Source organism: Streptacidiphilus sp. EB129 (genome assembly GCF_041262645.1).
Taxonomy (GTDB): domain Bacteria; phylum Actinomycetota; class Actinomycetes; order Streptomycetales; family Streptomycetaceae; genus Streptacidiphilus.
Map to the genome: position 1 here is coordinate 1 of NZ_JBGCCS010000056.1, position 19,098 is coordinate 19,098.

General features: G+C 72.5%; 16 protein-coding genes and 1 riboswitch. Of the genes, 7 read left to right on the forward strand and 9 right to left on the reverse strand.

Translation table 11 applies throughout. The annotated features are described in order from the left end of the window. Positions 1–113 precede the first annotated feature (113 nt). The 3 genes from ABH925_RS35035 to ABH925_RS35045 all read right to left on the reverse strand — a co-directional run bounded on the left by ABH925_RS35035 (position 114) and on the right by ABH925_RS35045 (position 4,258). The gene (locus ABH925_RS35035; protein ID WP_370155163.1) at positions 114–542 is read right to left on the reverse strand and encodes a DUF742 domain-containing protein; all 429 of its coding nucleotides are present in this window, start codon (positions 540–542) and stop codon (positions 114–116) included. Between the two features lie 324 nt (positions 543–866). Continuing rightward, positions 867–1,361, reverse strand: a complete 495-nt coding sequence (locus ABH925_RS35040; RefSeq protein WP_370155113.1) for a roadblock/LC7 domain-containing protein — start codon at positions 1,359–1,361, stop codon at positions 867–869. Continuing rightward, entirely contained in the window at positions 1,358–4,258 is a 2,901-nt protein-coding gene (locus tag ABH925_RS35045) for an ATP-binding protein (protein WP_370155115.1), read from the reverse strand. The genes ABH925_RS35040 and ABH925_RS35045 overlap by 4 nt, the downstream gene beginning before the upstream one ends. A 393-nt stretch (positions 4,259–4,651) precedes the next feature. On the opposite strand from ABH925_RS35045, the gene ABH925_RS35050 reads away from it, so the two are divergent. After that, positions 4,652–5,608 (forward strand): ABC transporter substrate-binding protein, encoded by a 957-nt coding sequence (locus tag ABH925_RS35050; RefSeq protein WP_370155117.1) that lies wholly within the window; start codon positions 4,652–4,654, stop codon positions 5,606–5,608. 167 nt (positions 5,609–5,775) lie between these two features. Here the strand turns inward: ABH925_RS35050 and ABH925_RS35055 are convergent, their stop codons facing one another. Further along, positions 5,776–6,336 (reverse strand): MarR family winged helix-turn-helix transcriptional regulator, encoded by a 561-nt coding sequence (locus ABH925_RS35055; protein ID WP_370155119.1) that lies wholly within the window; start codon positions 6,334–6,336, stop codon positions 5,776–5,778. Positions 6,337–6,464: 128 nt separating this feature from the next. Between ABH925_RS35055 and ABH925_RS35060 the strand changes: the two genes are divergently transcribed. From ABH925_RS35060 to ABH925_RS35085, 6 genes are all read left to right on the forward strand, one after another. Further along, a complete protein-coding gene (locus ABH925_RS35060) occupies positions 6,465–7,826 on the forward strand; it encodes an MFS transporter (protein WP_370155121.1) in 1,362 nt (453 codons plus the stop codon). A gap of 151 nt (positions 7,827–7,977) precedes the next feature. Then, positions 7,978–8,898, forward strand: a complete 921-nt coding sequence (locus ABH925_RS35065) for an undecaprenyl-diphosphate phosphatase (RefSeq protein WP_370155124.1) — start codon at positions 7,978–7,980, stop codon at positions 8,896–8,898. A gap of 134 nt (positions 8,899–9,032) precedes the next feature. Continuing rightward, on the forward strand, positions 9,033–9,650 hold the full coding sequence (locus ABH925_RS35070) for a thioredoxin family protein (protein ID WP_370155126.1): 618 nt from the start codon (positions 9,033–9,035) through the stop codon (positions 9,648–9,650). A 183-nt stretch (positions 9,651–9,833) separates the two neighbouring features. Next, a complete protein-coding gene (locus ABH925_RS35075; RefSeq protein ID WP_370155128.1) occupies positions 9,834–11,027 on the forward strand; it encodes a bile acid:sodium symporter family protein in 1,194 nt (397 codons plus the stop codon). Positions 11,028–11,036: 9 nt separating this feature from the next. After that, positions 11,037–11,399, forward strand: coding sequence for a VOC family protein (locus ABH925_RS35080; protein ID WP_370155130.1), 363 nt, complete (start codon positions 11,037–11,039; stop codon positions 11,397–11,399). Between the two features lie 179 nt (positions 11,400–11,578). Then, a riboswitch (cyclic di-AMP (ydaO/yuaA leader) is annotated at positions 11,579–11,709 on the forward strand. Between the two features lie 12 nt (positions 11,710–11,721). Further along, a complete protein-coding gene (locus ABH925_RS35085) occupies positions 11,722–12,708 on the forward strand; it encodes a M23 family metallopeptidase (protein WP_370155132.1) in 987 nt (328 codons plus the stop codon). A 141-nt stretch (positions 12,709–12,849) separates the two neighbouring features. On the opposite strand, the gene ABH925_RS35090 is transcribed toward ABH925_RS35085, so the two are convergent. The 5 genes from ABH925_RS35090 to lhgO all read right to left on the reverse strand — a co-directional run bounded on the left by ABH925_RS35090 (position 12,850) and on the right by lhgO (position 19,028). Further along, positions 12,850–13,152, reverse strand: coding sequence for a hypothetical protein (locus tag ABH925_RS35090; protein ID WP_370155133.1), 303 nt, complete (start codon positions 13,150–13,152; stop codon positions 12,850–12,852). A gap of 55 nt (positions 13,153–13,207) precedes the next feature. Beyond that, the gene (locus tag ABH925_RS35095) at positions 13,208–14,869 is read right to left on the reverse strand and encodes a hypothetical protein (RefSeq protein WP_370155135.1); all 1,662 of its coding nucleotides are present in this window, start codon (positions 14,867–14,869) and stop codon (positions 13,208–13,210) included. A 129-nt stretch (positions 14,870–14,998) separates the two neighbouring features. After that, a complete protein-coding gene (locus ABH925_RS35100; RefSeq protein ID WP_370155137.1) occupies positions 14,999–16,849 on the reverse strand; it encodes a PrsW family intramembrane metalloprotease in 1,851 nt (616 codons plus the stop codon). 165 nt (positions 16,850–17,014) lie between these two features. Next, positions 17,015–17,785 (reverse strand): tRNA (guanosine(46)-N7)-methyltransferase TrmB, encoded by a 771-nt coding sequence (gene trmB, locus ABH925_RS35105; RefSeq protein ID WP_370155139.1) that lies wholly within the window; start codon positions 17,783–17,785, stop codon positions 17,015–17,017. A gap of 46 nt (positions 17,786–17,831) precedes the next feature. Continuing rightward, a complete protein-coding gene (lhgO, locus tag ABH925_RS35110; protein ID WP_370155141.1) occupies positions 17,832–19,028 on the reverse strand; it encodes an L-2-hydroxyglutarate oxidase in 1,197 nt (398 codons plus the stop codon). Positions 19,029–19,098: the final 70 nt, after the last annotated feature.

Below are 19,098 nucleotides of genomic sequence, written 5' to 3' on the forward strand. Positions count from 1 at the left end.
GCCCCCCCCCCCCCCCCCCCCGGCCCAACCCCAGCGGCCGGGCCCGGGGGGGGGGGGGGGGGGGGGCGGGGGGGGGGGGGGGGGGCGGGCCGGGGGGGGCCCCCACGCCCGTGCTAGGCAGGGCGGTTGTCACACGGGATCCCTCTGGAGTCGGGGACGGCGCGGAGACCATCGATAACCCTTCGCAGTACGGAGACGTCGTGAGCGGTGCTGGCCTGCGGCACGTGGACGGTCAACTGGCCGGCGCCACGCAGGTCGTCGGCGATGACCCGGACCACGTTGAGGTGCAGCCGCAGGCGGGCGGCGAGTTCGGCGAGCGACTGGGGAACCCGGCAGGCCGCCACGATCGCCCGGTGCTCGAAGGCGAGCGCGTCCGGCCCGTCCAGGGCGGACAGGCCCTCCGCGGTGGCGACCACCTGGGTCTCCAGCGGAAGCGGGGGCGTGGCGGCGCTGTCCGAGCCCGCTCCGGCCACCCGGCCGGCGGTGAGCAGGAACGGCCGGACGGCCAGGCTGCTGCGGTCCGCCGGCGGCGCCGTCGGCACCGGTGGTGCCTCCGGCCCGGCCGGTACGGGCTGCTGCGGTACGGATGGCTGCGGAACGGGTGACTGCGGCGGCTGCGGTACGGCAGGCTGCCGCACGGACTGCGCCGGCTCCACGGTCGGCTGCCGCACCGGGTCCGGCTGCTGCGCCGGGTGCGGTTCGGGAGCCGGGTCGTCCGCCATCACATACGGGCGCAGCGGACGTACGAGCCCAGGCTGTGGGGCTTCGTACCCGCCCTCGGTGGTCGCTGTGCCACCCACCATGCTCGTCCTTTCCGGCTCGCTCCCGGTTGATGATGATCCGTCATGACTATGAGTATGACCGGACTATCCGCCCGCTGGGGCGCCTACGCCGTTCTTCAACTCGATGATCAGCTGCGGACTGAGGGCGGCCCCGGCCCGGTTGGCGAACAGCGTCATCTCGTAGGCGATGTTGCCGAGCTTGGCCTCCTTGGACGCCACCACGCCGAGCACCGAGCCGTTGCCGATGGCCGAGACCAGCAGGTGCCCGCCCTCCAGGTCGATGATGACCTTGTTCAGCGCGCCCAGGCCGTAGTTGCCCGAGGCGCCGGCGGCCAGGCTGGTGATGCCGGAGACGATGGCCGCGAGCCGCTCCGAGTCGGCCGGGTCACGCAGCCGGGAGACCGCGATCAGCAGGCCGTCGGAGGAGACGGCGATGGCGTCGACCACGCCTGCGGTGTCCGTCGCGAACCGGTTCAGCAGCCAGGTGAAGTCGGCGGCCGCGGTGCGGAGGTCGCTCGGATCCGCCGGCGCCCCGGCTGTGGGCGTCGTGGCGGCTGCGTCGTCGGTGGGCGTGCTCACGGGCCCACTCCTTCCGGAAGTTCGAGGTGCGGATCGGTGTCGTGGTGCGGATCGGTGTCAGGGCGGGGTCGTGCCACGGGCGGGGTGATGCGCAGATCGGTGAGGGTGCTGTCGCGCTCGGCGCGGTCGACGGCGGCCTCGAACTCCTCCAGCGAGGAGCGCACGGCCTCGGCGTCCACCTCGGTCCGCGGTGCGGTCGGGATGATGTCCGGCCGGGCGGTGCTCCCCGGGTTGAGCGTGGCCCCGCGTACGCGGCGCCGCAACTGGCTGCTGCCACCGGGGGGTTGCGGGGCCGAGGGCCGCGCGGTGGCCTCGTCCGGCGCGGGTGCGGCCGGCGCGGAGGTGTCCGCGGCGTGCGCGTGGGTCGCGGCGGCGGGTGCGGGCGCGGCGGCCGATGCGGCAGCGGCGGGTGCGGCGGGTGCTGGCGCGGCAGTGGGGGTGGGGGTGGATGCGGGCGCGGCGGCGGACCCGGCGAGTGCGGGCGCGGTGGGGGTGGATGCGGGGGCGGACCCGGCGGGGGTGGGCGCGGCGGCGGAACCGGCGGCGGGGGCGGCTGCGGCGGGGGCCGGCGGCGTGGGGTCGTCGGCGGTCCGGCGCGTCGGGGTGCGGCGTGGCAGGCCGCCCGGCGCCGTGGGCGCGGGCTCGGGGTGCGGCAGGGGCGTCGGACCGGTGAGCGCCGGGGGTGCGGTGGCGGCGGGGGGTGCCGCTGCCGGGTGGGCGGCCGTCGGGGGTGCGGCGGCGGTGGCCGGGGTCTCGGTTGAGGTCGCCGTCGCCGGCGCGGTGGCGGGGGCCTCCCTCGTCGGTGCGGCGGCCGTCGCGGTGGCGGCCGCGGCCGGAACCGGGGCCGATGCGGCGGTGAGCAGCGCGGCGGGGACGGAGACCAGGCTGGTCACGCCGCCGCCGGTGGTCCTGGTGAGGACGACGGTGACGCCCCAGCGCCGCGCCAGGGTGCCGACCACGAACAGGCCCAGCACCTTGGTCGGTACCAGGTCGAGCCGCTCGCGCCGCACCAGCCGGGCGTTCTCCTCGGCCAGCCGTTCCGAGCCCATGCCCAGCCCGTGGTCCACGATCTCGACCAGGGCCCGGCCGTCGGGCGACACCCGTACGGCCACCTCGACGGTGCTGTGGGCGGGGGAGAACGAGGCCGCGTTCTCCAGGAGTTCGGCCAGCATCAGCACCAGGTCGCCGACGATGTCGGGGGAGACCGTGGCATCGGTCTCCACCCGCAGCTGGACCCGCTGGTACCCCTCGATCTGCCCGAGCGCCGCCCGGACCACGTGGGTCACCGACGCGGGCCGCCCGTCCAGTTCGGACTCGCGGATGCCGGCCAGCAGCATCAGGCTGTCGGCGTTGCGCTGCATGCGGACGGCGATGTGGTCGATCCGGTAGAGCTGCTCCAGCAGGTCCGGGTTGGTCTCCTCGCGCTCGACCGCGTCGATCAGCGTGAGTTGACGTGTGGTGAGGTTGCTGACCCGGCGGCCGATGTTGCCGAACATCTCGGCGATGTTGCGCCGGCTGGTGACCTGGCGCTCCAGCAGGCCGGCCGCGGTGACCTGGACCTGGTTGAAGGCGGTCGCCAGCTCGCCGAGCTCGTCCTGGGCCAGCACCGGTACGGCCTCCAGCCGGGCCGGGCTCTCGTCGACCGCGTCGTCGTCGGCGACCCGGGACAGTTCCTGCTCGGAGACCGCCGCCACCTTGCGGGCGGCGCTGGTGAGCCGCTGCACCGGGCGCACCACCGAGTGCCGGATCAGCACCGACAGCACCAGCCAGGTCGCGAAGATCAGCAGCGCTGCGGCGAGCAGGGAGATGGCCCACCACCAGGCGGTGCTGGAGGTGTCGTCGGCGCCGGCCGCGATCTGCAGGGTCAGCGACTCGGTGATCTGCAGCCGGGTGGCGGCCTCGCCCAGGATGTGCGGCGAGGTCTGGTCGACCTGGGTGGCCGCGTCCGCCATCCCGCGCTTGGTGGTGGGGGCCTCCAGGACCGCCGGGTCCACGTCCAGCATGGCGATCTGGCCGTCCAGGTAGGACTCGTCCCCGTTGTGGTCGATCCCGTCGAGCTGGACGGCCTGGTCCGCGGTCGCCAGCACCCCGAATCGCTGGGCGGAGTCCGTGTAGGCGCGCTGGTCGCCGACCGCCGCCAGGAACTCGATCAGGGCGTTGGAGTCGCCGGTCTGCGCGGCGACCAGGCTGGTCTCGAACGCGGCGTGCGCGGTGTCCGCGTGCAGCAGTGCGTCCAGCGTCTCGTTGGTCCTGGCGTCCCGGCCGGTGCTGGAGGTGAGCCCGAGGCCGTCGATGAGCGCGTCGGCGGTCGGGCCGTAGGCGGAGTCGATGTTCTCGGGCGGGAGGGTGCCCGCGGTGATCTGGGCACGGACCGAGGAGAGGCTGTCGACCTGGGCCAGCGCCGAGGCCTCGGCGTCGGGGAGCGCCGAGCCGAACGCCGCCCGGACCGCGGCGGCCTGGGCGTCGGTCTCGCCCTGGGTGCGCTGGTAGGCGTCCAGCGAGGGCGCCGCCTGGTAGTCGGCGCGCCGGTCGTACCCGGCCCAGAGCAGCAGCGCGTTGCGGTGCTCGGCCTGCACGTCGTCGACCAGCTGGGTGACCTGCGCGCTGGCGCGGATCAGCTGGGCCTGGTCCCCGGCCGCCCTGGCCGCGGCGATCTCGTTGGCCACGATGAGGACAAACAGCAGTGACATGACCGTGAGCGGCACGACGACCAGGATGTTGAGCTTGTTCCGGAACCGGATCCGGTCCAGTCGGCGCGCGGCTCGCGCGCGCAGTCCGGTGGCGTCGGGCAGACCGGACGGGTCGGCCGGGCCGGTGGGGTCGGTCGGGCCGGTGGGGTCGGGCAGGGGTGTCGAGGGTGCGTCCGTTATCGCTGGGCGCGCGTCCTGGCGGGACAAGCGATTCTCCTCGATCGGCTCCGGGCCGTGAGTTGACATGGGGTGACGCCGCCTGCCGGCCCGTGGGCGTGGACCAGACCCGTTCCCCCGTCGAACGTGCGACCGTTCGGGGAGAGTACCCCGACCCGGGCGTGCTTGTCAGAGCTGGTTGTGAACATTCTGATACGAACCGGCCAAGTTGCTTCCGGAAGCCGGTACGGGGGTCGCACTATGCCTAGTTGTGCGGCAGTTGTGACTGCCGGTCAGCAGCGGAAGCCCGGTCTGCGGGCTCCGTCCGGTGACTGGATGTCAGTTGACTGTCCTTGACGTGAACATATTTGATCGTCCGTGAGTCATGGCTCCGCCGTTCACCCGCGCACAGCACGCTCCTCCTCAAAATTCTGGAATGGAACAGTGACCACTACCGGTATCAGCGGCCGTCCCACTCGTATAGCCGCAGCCCTCATCGCCTCTGCCGCAACCGTCTCGCTCGCCGCCTGCGGCTCCTCCTCCTCGGCCGGCAGCAGCAATCCGCTGGCGGGATCGTCCGCCTCGGCGGGCGGCACGATCGTCATCGGCTCCAACAACTTCGCCGAGAGCACCCTGCTCGCCGACATCTACGGCGAGGCACTCAAGGCCAAGGGCCTGACGGTCCAGTACAAGCCGAACATCGGCAGCCGTGAGGTCAGCTACGGGCTGATGAAGAACGGCTCGATCACCCTGATGCCGGAGTACAACGGCAACCTGCTCGGCTACCTGGACAAGACGGCCACGCCGACCAGCTCCGACGACACGGACACCCAGCTGTCGGCGAAGCTGGCGCCGAACCTGAAGGTGCTGAACCCGGCCGCGGCCCAGGACAAGGACTCACTGACGGTCAACTCCAAGACCGCCGCGAAGTACAACCTCACCGCCGACTCCAGCATCGCCGACCTGCAGAAGATCATGGGCGACCTGACCCTCGGCGGGGCTCCCGAGTTCCAGACCCGCCAGCAGGGGCTGCTCGGCCTGAAGTCGGACTACGGGCTCACCTTCAAGAGCTTCAAGGCGCTGGACGCCGGTGGCGCGCTCACCGAGGCGGCGCTGAAGTCCGACGACATCCAGGTCGGCGACATCTTCACCACGGACAGCACGATCACGGCCGACAACTGGATCGTGCTGAAGGACCCGAAGAACCTCTTCGGCTTCCAGAACGTGATCCCGCTGGCGCAGAAGACCCTGCCGCAGAACGCGGTGGACGCGCTGAACGCGGTGTCCGCGAAGCTGGACACGGCGACGCTGCTGGACCTGGACACCAAGATCGGCGCCAAGGGCGCGGACCCGATGACGGTCGCCGACGACTGGCTCAAGACGGCCGGCCTCAGCTCCTGACCCCGGTCCCGGCACAGCCGGGACCCCGGCACCACCCGCACCGCCCGTACTACCCGCACCACCAGTCGTACGACCAGGGGCGCGAAAGACCGTGCGGCCATCCTCCGTGGAGGGTGGTCGGCAACGCACGGTCCCTCGCGCCCCTGGTCGTACCCCGTTACGGCCCGTCAGGCGTCGAGGTCGTCGCAGCGGCCGAGCGCGTCGGGCTGGTGCTCCTCGACCCGCCGGAGCATCCGGCCCAGCTGACCGGAGAGCACCGCCCGCTCGTCCGCGGACGCGTCCCGCAGCAGGTCCTCCTCGAACACCGCGGCCATCCGCATGGACTCCAGCCAGCGCTCCCGGCCCAGCTCGGTCAGTTCGATGATCACCCGGACCCGATTGCTCTCGTCCCGGCTCCGGGTGACCAGCTCCGCCGCCGCCATCCGGTCGATCCGGTGGGTCATCGCGGCGGGCGTCAGCCCCAGCCGCTTCGCCAGCTCACCGGGCCCCAGCCGGTACGGGCTGCCGGCCAGGATCAGCGCCTTCAGCACCTCCCAGTCGGCCGAGCTGATGCCGAGCGAGTTCAGCTGCCGGTCGTAGGCCACGTTCATCCGCCGGGCCAACCGGGTCAGCGTCGAGGTGATCGTCTCGACCTGAGGGTCCACGGTGGGGAACTCGCGCTGGTAGGCCGCCACCTGCTGGCTGATCTCGAGTTCCGGCAGCGCGCTCATGCCTGCGGTGTCGCTCATACCTCCCAGTGTCGCATGACCCTAAAGACTTCCTACTTATACGGTTTCCTGAAGAAGACTTTAGTAGTGTACTCTTTCGGAGGAAACCTAAAGGGGGCGTGAGCTCACACGGTGAAGGGCGGTGCAGCATGACCCGCACGATGCGGCAGACAGACGACAGGCAGTACGGAACGGCGGCGGGGACGCTGCGCCGGGTGCAGCTCGGGAACGCGCTCAGCGCGTTCGGCAGCGGCTTCACCACCCCCTACATGTTCGTGTACGTGAGCCAGGTGCGCGGTCTGGGCTCGATGACCGCCTGGCTGGTGTTCACCGTGTTCGCGCTGGCGGCGCTGGTCGCGCTGCCGCTGGGCGGCCGTGGCATCGACCGCTACGGCGCGCGTCCGGTGCTGGTCGCCGGCGCGGTCGTGGCCGCCGCCGGCGCGCTGGCCTTCGGGCACGCCACCGGGGCCGCGCACGTGCTGATGGGGGCCTTCCTCTTCGGTGCCGGTGTGGCCACCGTGCAGCCCGCCCTGGCGACTCTGATCGTCCGCTGCTCCACCGCGGCGACCAGGGCGCATTCCTTCGCGTTGCAGTTCACCCTGGTCAACCTGGGGATGGGCGTCGGCGCCCTGATCGGCGGGCAGATCGTGGACGTGCACCGGCCCGGGAGCCTGACCCTGCTGTTCACCATCGAGGCCGTGATGTTCCTGGTGCTCGCCGCGGTCACCGGCACCGTACGGCTGCCGCGGTCCGCCTCGGTCGCGGTGCCGGCGCCGGTCGCCGTGCCGGCCGCCGGGGGCCGGGCCGCCGCCGCTCCGCGTGCGGACTTCCGGTCGCTGCTCAGGGACAAGGCGATGGTCCGGATCTGCGTGCTCGCCGCGCTGATCTTCTTCACCTGCTACGGCCAGTTCGAGTCGGGCGTCGCCGCCTACGCCACCGACGTGGTCGGCACCGCGCCGTCCGTGCTGGGCCTGGCACTGGGCGTGAACACCCTGACCATCGTGCTGCTGCAGATGATCGTGGTCCGGATGACCGCCAGCCGGCGTCGCAGCACCGCCATCGCCGCGACCGGCGTGGTCTGGCTGGCCGCCTGGGCGGCGGCCGCCGTGGCCGGGCTGGTCCGGGCGGACGCGGCGGTCGCGACCGTGGCCATGCTGAGCGTCTACGTGCTGTTCGGCGTGGGCGAGGCGCTGCTCGCGCCCACCCTCGGGCCGATCATCGCCGACCTGGCCCCGGCCCATCTGCTCGGCACCTACAACGCCGCCTACTCGCTGGTGAAGCAGGTCGCGGTGGCGATGGGTCCGGCGGCCGGCGTCCTGCTGGTCGGGGCCGGCCTGTCCGGGGCGTACGTACTGGCGCTGGGCGGCTGCACGGTGCTGATCGTGGTGCTGGCGCTGCGGCTGCGACGGCAGCTGACGCCGGCTCAGGACAACGCGGTCCAGCCGGCCCGGCTGGTGGCGGGCCCGCCCGCCCTCGAGCGGATCGACCGGGCCGAGGTGCTCGCGGCATAGCCGCGAACGACGGCCGCGGGGCTCATCCCCGCGGCCGTCGGTGAACGCTGGGGATCGTGGCGATGAACAAGCGCAGTGCGGTGGTGGAGGGTCTACAGCGTTGTAGTACTTTCAGACCGACCTGTCCCACCTCCCATGCCGAAGGCAGCAGATGTCGGTTCTCACCTATCCGGAAGCGATCGGCGTCGGCCTGCTGCAGGGCGTCACGGAGCTGTTCCCGGTCTCCAGTCTCGGCCACAGCATCCTGGTGCCCGCGCTGCTCGGCGGCTCCTGGAAGCGCGACCTCAACGTCTCCGCCGCGGACTCCCCGTATCTGAACGTGCTGATCGGGCTGCACCTGGCGACCGCGCTGGCGCTGGTCGTCTACTTCTGGCGGGACTGGGTCCGGGTCATATCCGGCTTCGTCAGTTCGGTCCGCGAGCGGCGGATCGAGACGGTGGACCAGAAGCTGGCCTGGCTGCTGATCGTGGCGACGATCCCGGTCGGCATCGCCGGGCTCGCGCTGGACAAGGTGTTCCGGGAGTCGCTCGGCAAGCCGATCCCCGCCGCCATCTTCCTGACCCTCAACGGCCTGGTGCTGTACGTCGCCGAGCGGCTGCGCCGTGGCGGTTCCGGCCGACGGCGGGCCGGCGAGGCGGTCGCGCCCGGGGACGAGGAACTGCACCCCGACGAGCTGTCGGACCGGCGGATCACCAAGCTGAGCTGGACCCACGCCCTGATCATCGGCGGTGCGCAGATCCTGGCCCTGCTGCCGGGCATCAGCCGGTCCGGCGTCACCATCAGCACCGGCATCTTCAAGGGCCTGCGCCACGAGGACTCGGCCCGCTTCGCCTTCCTGCTGGCCACCCCCGTGATCGGGGCGGCGGCGCTGCTCAAGGTGCCGTCGCTGATGGGCCACGCGGGGGACGGCATCCGGGGGCAGGTGCTGGCCGGGGCGGTCGCCGCCTTCGTGGCCGGTTACATCGCGGTGCGCTTCCTGACCAAGTACTTCGAGACGCGCACCCTGACGCCGTTCGCCATCTACTGCACCGTGGCCGGTCTGGGCAGTCTCGCGTACCTGACCCTGTCCTGACGCTCCGCCCTCACTCCTTCGAGTGATCGGCCCGCTCCCCCGGCCTCGCCGCCGGGGGAGCGGGCCTTTTCTCTGCTCAAATGATCTTCAGGATCGGGCGGGCGGCCGGATCAGCCGGCAGGAGGTCGGGCGGCATGAAGGCGCAGAGGCGGCTGCTGTGTGTCGTGGCCGCGCTGGCCGCCGTGCTGGCGCTGGGTGGCTGCGTCACCGTGGTGGGCACGGGCAGGGGGCTCCCGTCCGCCGGGCGTCCCCGCACGGGGTCGGACGCCGAGGCCTCGGGCCGGCCGCTCGGACTGGCCCGGCCCTTCCCGCCGCTGCCGTCGGTGAAGCCCGCCTCGGTCCCCGACGGCTACGACCCGAACCAGGACGCCCCGGCGGCCGTGACCGCCGCGCTCGCCGCGGCCCGCGCCGACGGGCGCCCGGTCCTGCTGGACTTCGGCGCCGGCTGGTGCGAGGACTGCACCGCCCTGTCCGCGCTGGTGGCCAGCCCCGGCATCCAGCTGATCCTGTCCCGCAACTACCACCTGGTCACCGTGGATGTGGGGCAGTACGACCACAACACCGAACTGGCGGCCCGTTATGTCCGGCTCGCCAGCAGCGGCATCCCGGCGCTGGCCCTGCTCGGACCGGACGGGACGGTGCGCCACACCACCGACGACGGGTCGTTCGCCCAGGCACGGTCGATGTCCGAGGACCAGTTCGCCAACATGCTGGTGGACTGGCTCTACCCGCCGTACGGCAACACGGAATGATCGGGTTCATCCGGTATGCCGGTATTCCCGGTCGAGTCGTAAGCCACTCGATCGAATGAGTTCGCGGGCTCTGACGGGACTTCCCCCGGTGCCTTCTGATCAGATGTCAGGCACGACAGGCGTACGCCCGCTCCGGGCCGCAGGCACCAGCACCATGCCATGACAGGACGGAGGGCTCCCGCCATGCGTTCATCCCCCGTGCGCCGGTCTCCCGCGCACGCGTCTCCCCAGCAGCCGTCCGCCCAGCAGCTGTCCGCCGGGCAGTCGTCCGCCGAGCAGCTGTCCGCCGGGCAGTCGTCCGCCGGGCATCCCGCTGTGGTGGACGGGGTGCTGGCCCGCCTCGGCGGGGCGCTGCAGCGGCAACTGCTGTGGATCATGGTGGGGATGTACGTCCTCGCCGCCGTACTGCCGGAACCGGGCGAGGCCCTGCGCCGGGTGTCACTCGGGCATGTCGGCGCGGTTGGCTTCCCGTTGCCGGCCGGGCTGCTGGCGCTGATCGTGTTCACCGCCGGACTCACCGCCCGGGCCGAGCAACTGCCACGGCTGCTGCGCCGCCCCGGTCCGCTGCTGCTGGGCATCCTCACCAACGCACTGCTGCCGACCCTGCTGCTGGCGGCGGCCTCGGTGGCGGCCGCCGGGTGGCACAACCAGAAGGAGGCGCAGAGCCTGCTGGTGGGCCTGGCCCTGATCGGGGCGATGCCGGTGGCCGCCGGTGCCACCGTCTTCGCGCAGGGCAGCGACGGGAACGCCACCCTCACCCTCGGGCTGGTGGTCGGCTCGACCCTGCTGAGCCCGCTGACCATCCCGCTCGGGCTGCATCTCGGCGGCTTTCTCACGGCCGGTGACTACGCCACCGACCTGCACGCGATCGCCCGTACCGCGAGCAGCGTGTTCGCCGTCCTGGCGGTGGTGCTGCCCTGCGCCTCGGGGCTGCTGGCCGGGCAGGTCGCGGCCCGCGTGGGCCGCGGGCTGACACCGGCGCTGCCGGTGATCCGGCTGCTGAACCTCGGGGTGGTGGTCAGCCTGAGCTATACCAACGCCTGTGGCGCGCTCGGCCAGGTGCTCGCCCGTCCCGACCCGGACTTCCTGGTCCTGGTCACCGTCGCGGCGGGGCTGATGTGCGGCTGCTCCTTTCTCACCGGCTGGGTGATCGCGAACCGGCTGCGGATTCCCCGGTCCGACGCGATCGCGGTCACCTACGCCTCGGGAATGAACAACAGCAGTGCCAGCGCGGTCGTCGCGGCGACGCGGATACCGGATCATCCCCTGGTGCTGCTGCCGATTCTGGCGTACAGCCTGCTGCAGAAGGTGCTCGCCGGATCGGTCGGCCGCCTGGTCGGTGCGGCGGACTCCCCTGGGCGGTCCCGGCGGCGCTAGCGTGAGGCCATGGGCATCGAAGCCGGGCTGGGAAGGCTGGACGAGATCGTGGTGGACTGCGCCGACCCCGCGGGTCTGGTGCGGTTCTGGGCACTGCTGGTCGGTGGCTCCCCGGTGGACCGGACGCCGCAGTGGTCCTACGTCGACCCGCCCGGCGGTCAGCCCCGACTGGCCTTCCAGGCGGTGCCGGAGGGCAAGGAGACGAAGAAGAACCGGCTGCACCTGGACGTCGAGGTGGGCGACATCGACGCGGTCCGTGACGAACTGCTGCGGCGCGGAGCGCAGGTGGTGGGTGAGGTGCAGACCGACGACCAGGGAGCATTCCAGGTGATGCACGACCCGGAGGGCAACGAGTTCTGCCTGGTGCGATGACAGAGTGTCAGTGATTGTTTCTCGTTCATGATTCAGTACACATCAAAAATGTACCTCCTCGATCCACAACTGCAGGCCCTCGATCCACAACTGCACCCCCTGGATCACTTGGATTCAAGCGGCACTAGGATTACCTTTCTATAACGCAGCGCGAAGTTCTGCCGTTAGTCGGACGGCGTCGTGCTCAGTCGCCTAATCCAGTTGGAGCCGGGGAACCACGTACGTCGGGGTGAATCAGCCGCACCTGGCTGTAGGGGACCTTCCTCTCCGAACCCGTCAGCTAACCCGGTCGGCGAAAGGGAAGGAAAGGAGCACGCCGACGGTGGCGTCGTACCAGCCCACCACCTGGGCCCCCGAACAGTCCGACATCGACGAGCCGGAAACGCCTCGGTCGATGCCACGGGCGGCAGCGCCGCAGCCCGCGGTGCCGCAGCAGCGGTCGTCGGGCATCGCCCCCTCCGCCGTGCTCGGCTTCGCGGCGATGGCGGCGGTCGGCGCGACCGGACTCGCCGCCCCGGCAAGCGCGTTCGCGGCGGAGCCGGGCAGCGCCGCCAAGGGCACGCTCATCGCGCATCAGGACCGGTCCCACCAGGACCACGGCCAGACCGTCGGCTTCGGCTCGAACACGGCGGCCAACACGGATCCGGGCACTGCGCTGGCGGAGCGGATACGGAACCAGGCAGCACAGCAGAAGACCACCGCCGAGGACACGGCCCGCCGACAGGCCGCCCAGGCGGCGGCGGAGAAGCAGGCCAGACTGCAGCAGCTCGCCGCCGAGGCGGAGCAGCAGGCGGCGCAGGCCGCCGCCGGGTCGGCCGCGCAGGCAGCCGCCCAGCGCTCCCCGGGAGAGCAGACTGCCGCGGCCGTCGAGGCCGCGCTCCGGGCGCACCGCCCGCAGGCGGTGGCACAGCTGGGCACCCTGGTCGCTCCGGTGCCCGGGGCGACCACCGGCGCGGGCTTCGGACAGTCGGACTCGTTCTGGGCCCACCTGCACACCGGGCTGGACCTCACCGCCCCCACCGGCGCTCCGGTGCTCGCCATCGGCGCGGGCACCGTCACCTCGGCGGGCTGGGCCGGCGCCTACGGGTACCGCGTGGTGGAGACCATGCCGGACGGCACCGAGCTCTGGTACTGCCACCTGTCGGCGATCGGTGTCGGCTCGGGCGAGGTGACGGCCGGTCAGCCCATCGGCCGCGTCGGCGCCACCGGCAACGCCGCCGGGCCGCACCTGCACCTAGAGGTCCGCCCGGCCGGCGGCGAGCCCGTCGACCCGGCCGGCTGGCTCGCCGACCACGGCCTCGCCCTCTGATCGGGCCCCATAGGCCCTGAAGCGGGGCTCACAGAGAGCAGGCCCGCGCAGACCAGGCCCGCACAGACCCCGACGGCCCCGGTGACATCCCCCCGACACCGGGGCCGTCGGCTTGCGCTGCGGCGGGGGCGCCGCCTGCTGTCAGGCGCGGCGGTCCACGGCGGCCCAGGAGGCCAGGGCGACACCCGCCGAGACGGTGGCCACCGACGGCCATGCGCCCAGTTTCTTCGCCAGCGGATGGGAGCCCGCGAACGCCGCGACGTAGAGGCCGGTGAGCGCCACCGCCGTGCCGGTCCCGGCGGAGCGCTTCCACTGCGTGGCCGCCACCGCGCCGGCCGCGGCCAGGGCGACCCCGCCCAACTCGCGCTTTCTGGTCGCCCGTGCGATCGCGAATCCGCCGACCAGACCGCTCGCCGCGACGAGCGATGAGGGAATCCGTGCCATGTCGTCCAACCTCCAGCAGTAGTCCGGTCTCGACCCTAACCCGGGACCGGGGCGGTCAGTTGGTGCGAGTGTTGTGGAGGTGCAGGCCTATGTAGCCGATGTAGACGCGGCCGGTACCGGAGCAGTCGTCGTGGTAGTGCAGCCGGGGAGCGGTGCCCCCGCCGCCTATGCGCAGGTGGGCGCCCATGAACACCTTGCCCGAAGGGCTGACGGTCGCCGGTACCGGCAGTTCCCGCTCGCCCTTCCACTTGCCGTTGGTGCGGACCGTCCGCGACTCGTCGCGGATCACCTTGCGCGGGGGGAAGACATGGCAGTCCGGGGGAGTGTTCTCGCACCAGCGGCGGAAGTCGCCGCCGGACTCCCCGCGCACCGCCGCCTCGGCGTAGTCCTGCAGGGCCAGCAGCGCGTCCCAGGCCATCCGGACCCAGGTGGGGTGGTCGGTCTGGTCGTCGAGCTCCTTGGTCAGGCGCGGGTCGCCGGTGAAGGCGAGCAGCGGGAACTCGTGCATCCGGTCGAGCAACTCGGCGAAGGAGACCGGGTCCTGCCGGTTGCCGTCCGGCACCACCGGCAGTGAGGTGAGCAGTTCCGGGCCGCCCGCGTCGGCGAGCCGGCCGCGCAGCGACCGGACCTCGGTGCGCGCCTCGCGCAGTTCGCTGTACTGCTCGTCGTACTCGGCGGCCAGCTGCGACTCGCGCTCCTCGGCCGCGCGGAGCCAGCGACGGACCTCCTGCAGCTCCTCGGCCCGGGCCCGCTCCTCGTGCGCCTCCTCCTCGCTGTGGTCCACCAGCAGCGAACCGGGCTGGACCCCGTCGATTTCGGCGGTACCGTCCGTGACCACGCGGGAGCGCAGCGGGGGAAGCCCCGCCAGCGCGTCGGGCAGGGGGGTCTGCACCGCGAGCCGGCGCGGCAGCCAGGCCAGCAGGCCGGACGCCCGGCGCAGGTCGGCGTCGAGGGTGTGCCGGGCCATCACCCGGTGCCGCTGGGCCTCGGGGGCCCAGGCGGGGTCGAGGCCGGGAAGGTAGGTGCGCACCGCGCCGCCGTACACCCGGTGGTGCTCCAGGGTGCGGTTGAAGTCGCGTTCGGCCGAGGGCGACAGGGCGTAGAGCACGGCCAGCCCGGCGCAGCCGCGCAGCAGCGGGTCGACGGTCTCGGCGAGCCAGTCCTCGAAGTCGACCCGGGGCGGTGTACTCGCCACCACGATGGGCATCCGCCGGTCCGGGTCGCACAGCTCGTCCAGCACCTCGTCGACGTCCCCGCGTTCGATCACGGTGGGCATCACGTGCAGCCGGGCCGCGCCCTCGTGCTCGCCCTCGGCCGGGGCCAGCGCGTCCAGCAGGCCCCGGGCCAGGGCCGGTACCGGCGCCTTGGTCGCGGAGCTGCCGCGGACCGGCAGCTGCTCGGCGTCCAGGCGTACCCAGGTGCGTCCGGCCTGCGGGGTGCTGATCGTCAGTGAGGTCTGCCAGATTCCCTGCGGAGTGAATTCCCGTAGTCGCCAGCGCGCGACCGACTCCTTCGCGCCTGCGGCTCCACGCAGCCGGTCCTTGAGCGCACAGTCCAGCACGGCCTGCGATCCGATGCGGTGGCGGCCGTCCTCGGCGCCGGGATCGTCGTAGTGCTGCGCCTTCAGCCAGTGCCTGACCTGCTGCCCCGCCAGAGAAACCGTCTCTTTGTGGACGTAACCACTGGTCACGGCCATGCGATAGATGCCATCGGTCATCCGCGGGCCTCCTGACGCTGTATCGGCGTCTCCGCACCGTTTGTGCGGGGTTAAGAGAACAACGCGAAGTGAGGCTCCGATGGTTCCGATGCGATCGGACACTGGCGTGCGGATGTTGTGCGCGCGCCCTCAGGGAACGTCGCGCGCCGCGGGCGCCTCCGGCTGCGCGGGGGCTTGCGCGGGGGTTTGCGCGGTGGGCGCGGCGGGAGGCTGGGCCTCGGACGCGGCCGGTGCGGACTGGGCCGGGGCCTGGGCCTGGGCCTGGGCCGGGTGAGGGGTTTGCGGGGCGGCTTGGGGCGGGGTGGCCGCGGGGTAGCCGTAGGGCTGGACCGGGTGGGCGTAGCCGCCGTGGCCCGGGGCCGGCTGCGCGGGAAGGTACGGCGTGGGGGCCTGCTGGGCAGGGCGGTGGCCGCCGGGGGCGCCGTACGGCGCCTGTGCCTGTGCCTGTGGCTGCGGGTACGGCTGCGGCTGGGGGTAGGGCTGGGGCTGAGGGGGCTGCGTGTACGGCTGGGGCTGGGGGTACGGCCCCGGCTCGGGCTGTGCGTACGGCTGCGGCTGGAGGTAGGGCTGCGGGTAGGGCTGCGGCTGCGGCTGCTGTGCGTACGGGTGGGGCTGCGGCTGCGGGTACGGCTGGGGCTGTGCGTACGGGTGGGGCTGGGGGTAGGGCTGGGGGTAGCCCCGTGGGTACTGCTGGGGGTAGGGCTGCGGTCGCAGGCCGTAGCCGTTCGGGTAGCCGGGGCCGGGGAACCCGTACACGGGGCGCTGGACCGGGTGGGTCCGGTACCACTCCTGTGCGCCGACCCGGCTGAACGCGTCGGTCACCAGCTCCTTGCGCTCCCACAGGTGGTGCAGCAGTTCCTGCTCGCGCTCGGCGAAGTCCGACCCCGCCTGTCCGCGCTCGGCGCGTTGCCGCAGGAACGCCAGCGAGGTCGCGAAGCTGACGTACTCGCGCATGATCTTCTCGCCCGGCCTGCCCTGGGTGAACCTGGCCAGCTCCCGGGCCTGCCGCCGGGTTCGCATCGAGGCCAGCACCAGCGGTGCCTGCGGCATGATCCACCCCGCCGCCGCGTACACCGGGAGCTGCCGCTCGACCACCCGCAGCTCACTGCGGCGCGACCACAGCACCAGCCACACCATCAGCCCGAAGACCGGCACCATGAACAGGAAGTACACGCCGATGAAGCCCAACGGGCCCAGCACCGACGAGCCGTTCCAGGTGCCGTGCATGATCATCGCGCAGACCCAGCCGCCGATCGGCGCCAGTACCGCGAGCCAGCGCTTGCGCGTCATCGCCGCGATGCCGAAGCCCACCCCGGTCATCGAGGTGAACAGCGGATGCGCGAACGGCGACATCACCTCGCGCAGCACGAAGGTGATCACGGTCTGGGTGATGCCCATCCCGTCGCGGTTCCCGTCCAGCACCGAGCGCCCGATGTAGAGGATGTTCTCGGTGAAGGCGAAGCCGGTCGCGGTGAATCCGGCGTAGACGACGCCGTCGACGATGCCGCTGAAGTCGCGCCTGCGGAACAGGAACAGCAGCAGGATCGCCGAGCCCTTCGCGGACTCCTCCACCAGCGGCGCGACCAGGCTCGCTCCGAGCGTCTCGCCGCCGCCGATCTGATGGCTGATCAGCAGCGAGGTGGCCCAGGTGTTGGCGAGGATGGCGACCAGGGTCGCCGCGCAGGCACCCCAGGCGAAGCAGAACAGCAGGTTGCGCAGTGGCTTGGGCTCCACCCGGTCCAGCCAGTAGAACGCCCCCAGTACCAGCGGCACCGGCAGCACCGCCAGGCAGACACCGACGATCAGCCCCGAGGTCCCGGTCTGCCGCTGCACCATGGCCATGATCGCCACGCCGCACAGCGCCAGCAGCACGATCAGCGCGGTCAGTCGCAGCGCCTTGCTCTCCAGCGGGTTGCGGCGCGGTTTGTAGCGAAAGCGCCCGGGCAGCTGGAACTCCGGCTGCTCCTCGGCCTGGGGCACGGGGAACGCCGGCGCTGGTGTCTCTGCCGCTGACACCTCTGCCGCTGGTATCTCTGCGGGAGCGGACTGGTCCGGCTGAGGGCTGCTCACCATATGACTCTAGCGGGGGGCCTCAGCCGCCGGTAAGGCATTCTGCCTGATCGGCCACCCTTCGGGGCGGCTCCGTCAGCGGCGGCGGAACAGCAGGTCGTGCACGATGTGACCCTTGGCGATGCCCTGCCGCTCGAACTTGGTCACCGGGCGCCACTCGGGCCGCGGTGCGTAGCCCGGGTACTCGTTCACCAGGTCGGGGGAGTCGCCGAGCACCTCCAGCATCTGCTCGGCGTAGGGCTCCCAGTCGGTGGCGCAGTGCACCAGCGACCCCGGCCGCAGCCGGGAGACGGCCAGGGCGAGGAACTCGGTCTGTATCAGCCGCCGCTTGTGGTGCCGGGCCTTCGGCCACGGGTCGGGGAAGTAGATCCGCAGCCCGGCCAGCGAGGCCGGTGCGAGCTGGTCCCGCAGCAGCACGACCGCGTCGCCCTCGGCCAGCCGGACGTTGTCCAGCCCGTCGGACTCGATCCGGCGGAGCAGGTTGCCGTGACCGGGAGTGTGCACGTCCACGGCGAGGATCCCGGTCCCGGGGTCGGCGGCGGCCATGGTCGCGGTGGCGTCCCCCATCCCGAAGCCGATCTCCAGCACCACCGGGAGCCCCGGGGTGTCGAAGAACACGTCGAGGTCGAGCGGCGCCAGGCCGTCCACGCGTATCCCGTAGGCCTTCCACAGCCGTTCCAGCGCCGCGCGCTGGGCGTCGCTCATCCGCCCCTTGCGCGGATGGAAGCTGCGGATGCGCTGCTCCTGGTGCAGCGCGGCGGAGACGGGCGCACCAGGGAGGACGGCGGCAGGGGCGGCGACGGCGGTGCCGGCGACGGCATGGGGGGCTACGGGATGGCTGGTCACAATGCCGTCCAGTCTAAGGACTCCGGCCGGGGAGACCGGTGCGCGGCTACGCCCGCAGTGCGTCCAGGGCCCTGCGGGCGACCTCGCGGCCGATCGGCAGCGAGGCCGTCGCGGCGGGCGAGGGCGCGTTGAGGACGTGGACCGTGCGCGGGGCCTGCGCGAAGGCGAAGTCGTCCAGCAGTGAGCCGTCCCGGGCCACCGCCTGGGCACGGACCCCTGCCGGGGCCGGCAGCAGGTCGTCCTGCCGGACCGCGGGCAGCAGCCGTTGCACCTCGCGGGTGAAGACCCGGCGGGAGAGCGAGCGCCGCACCTCCACCGCCTCCGCCCGCCAGTGCCGCGCGGCCAGCCGCCACGCGCCACCCCAGCCGAGCGTCCCCGCCAGCTCGCGCGGCCGGACCGTGCGCCAGTCGTAGCCCTCGCGGGCCAGCGCCGGCACCGCGTTGGGGCCGACGTGGACGCCGCCGTGCAGGTCGCGGGTGAGATGCACGCCGAGGAAGGGAAAGGCCGGGTCGGGGACGGGGTAGACCAGCCCGCGCACCAGCGACCGTGCGGCGGGTGCCAGCTCCAGGTACTCGCCCCGGAACGGGATGATCCGGACCCCCGGCTCGTCCCCGGCCAGCCGGGCGATCTCGTCGCTGCGCAGCCCGGCGCAGTTGACCAGCACCTTCGCCCGGACCTCGGCCAGCGTGGTGGCGACCGTCACCCCGTCGCCCCGGCGGGTGACGGTGCGGACCGCGCCGCCGGTGCGGATCTCGGCGCCGGACAGCTTGGCGTAGGCCGCGGCCACCGCCGGGTAGTCGCAGATGCCGGTGCTCGCGACATGCAGGGCGGCCACCCCGGCCACCTCGGGCTCGTACTCGGCGATTCCGGCCGCCCCCAGCTCGCGGACCACCAGACCGTGCTCGCGGCCGCGCTGCGCGAGCGCGTGCAGCCGGGGCAGCTCGGCGCTGTCGGTGGCGACGACCAGCTTTCCGGTCACCTCGTAGGGGAGCCCGTGCTCGCGGCAGAACTCGACCAGCTCCTGCCCGCCCTCGACCGCGTAGCGGGCCTTGAGCGATCCGGGCTTGTAGTAGAGCCCGCTGTGGATCACTCCGCTGTTGTGGCCCGTCTGGTGCTGCGCCAGCGCGGGCTCCTTCTCCAGCACGATCACCGAGACGCCGGGCGCGGCCCTGCTGATCGCGTAGGCCGTGGAGAGCCCCACGATGCCGCCCCCGACCACCACCACCTCGCAGTCGTACCGCACACTCGCTCCTCTCGCCGCCGCACCGACATGCGGACAGACCGACCGAACGAACGGATCGTCCCACGCGCGT

Bases quoted from the DNA above. Each gene is read 5' to 3' on its own strand.
- ABH925_RS35070 (WP_370155126.1), top strand. From the start codon at position 9,033: ATGAAGGCGCAGAGGCGGCTGCTGTGTGTCGTGGCCGCGCTGGCCGCC.
- ABH925_RS35055 (WP_370155119.1), bottom strand. From the start codon at position 6,336: ATGAGCGACACCGCAGGCATGAGCGCGCTGCCGGAACTCGAGATCAGC.
- ABH925_RS35095 (WP_370155135.1), bottom strand. From the start codon at position 14,869: ATGACCGATGGCATCTATCGCATGGCCGTGACCAGTGGTTACGTCCAC.
- ABH925_RS35060 (WP_370155121.1), top strand. From the start codon at position 6,465: ATGACCCGCACGATGCGGCAGACAGACGACAGGCAGTACGGAACGGCG.
- ABH925_RS35090 (WP_370155133.1), bottom strand. From the start codon at position 13,152: ATGGCACGGATTCCCTCATCGCTCGTCGCGGCGAGCGGTCTGGTCGGC.
- ABH925_RS35080 (WP_370155130.1), top strand. From the start codon at position 11,037: ATGGGCATCGAAGCCGGGCTGGGAAGGCTGGACGAGATCGTGGTGGAC.
- ABH925_RS35065 (WP_370155124.1), top strand. From the start codon at position 7,978: ATGTCGGTTCTCACCTATCCGGAAGCGATCGGCGTCGGCCTGCTGCAG.
- ABH925_RS35075 (WP_370155128.1), top strand. From the start codon at position 9,834: ATGCGTTCATCCCCCGTGCGCCGGTCTCCCGCGCACGCGTCTCCCCAG.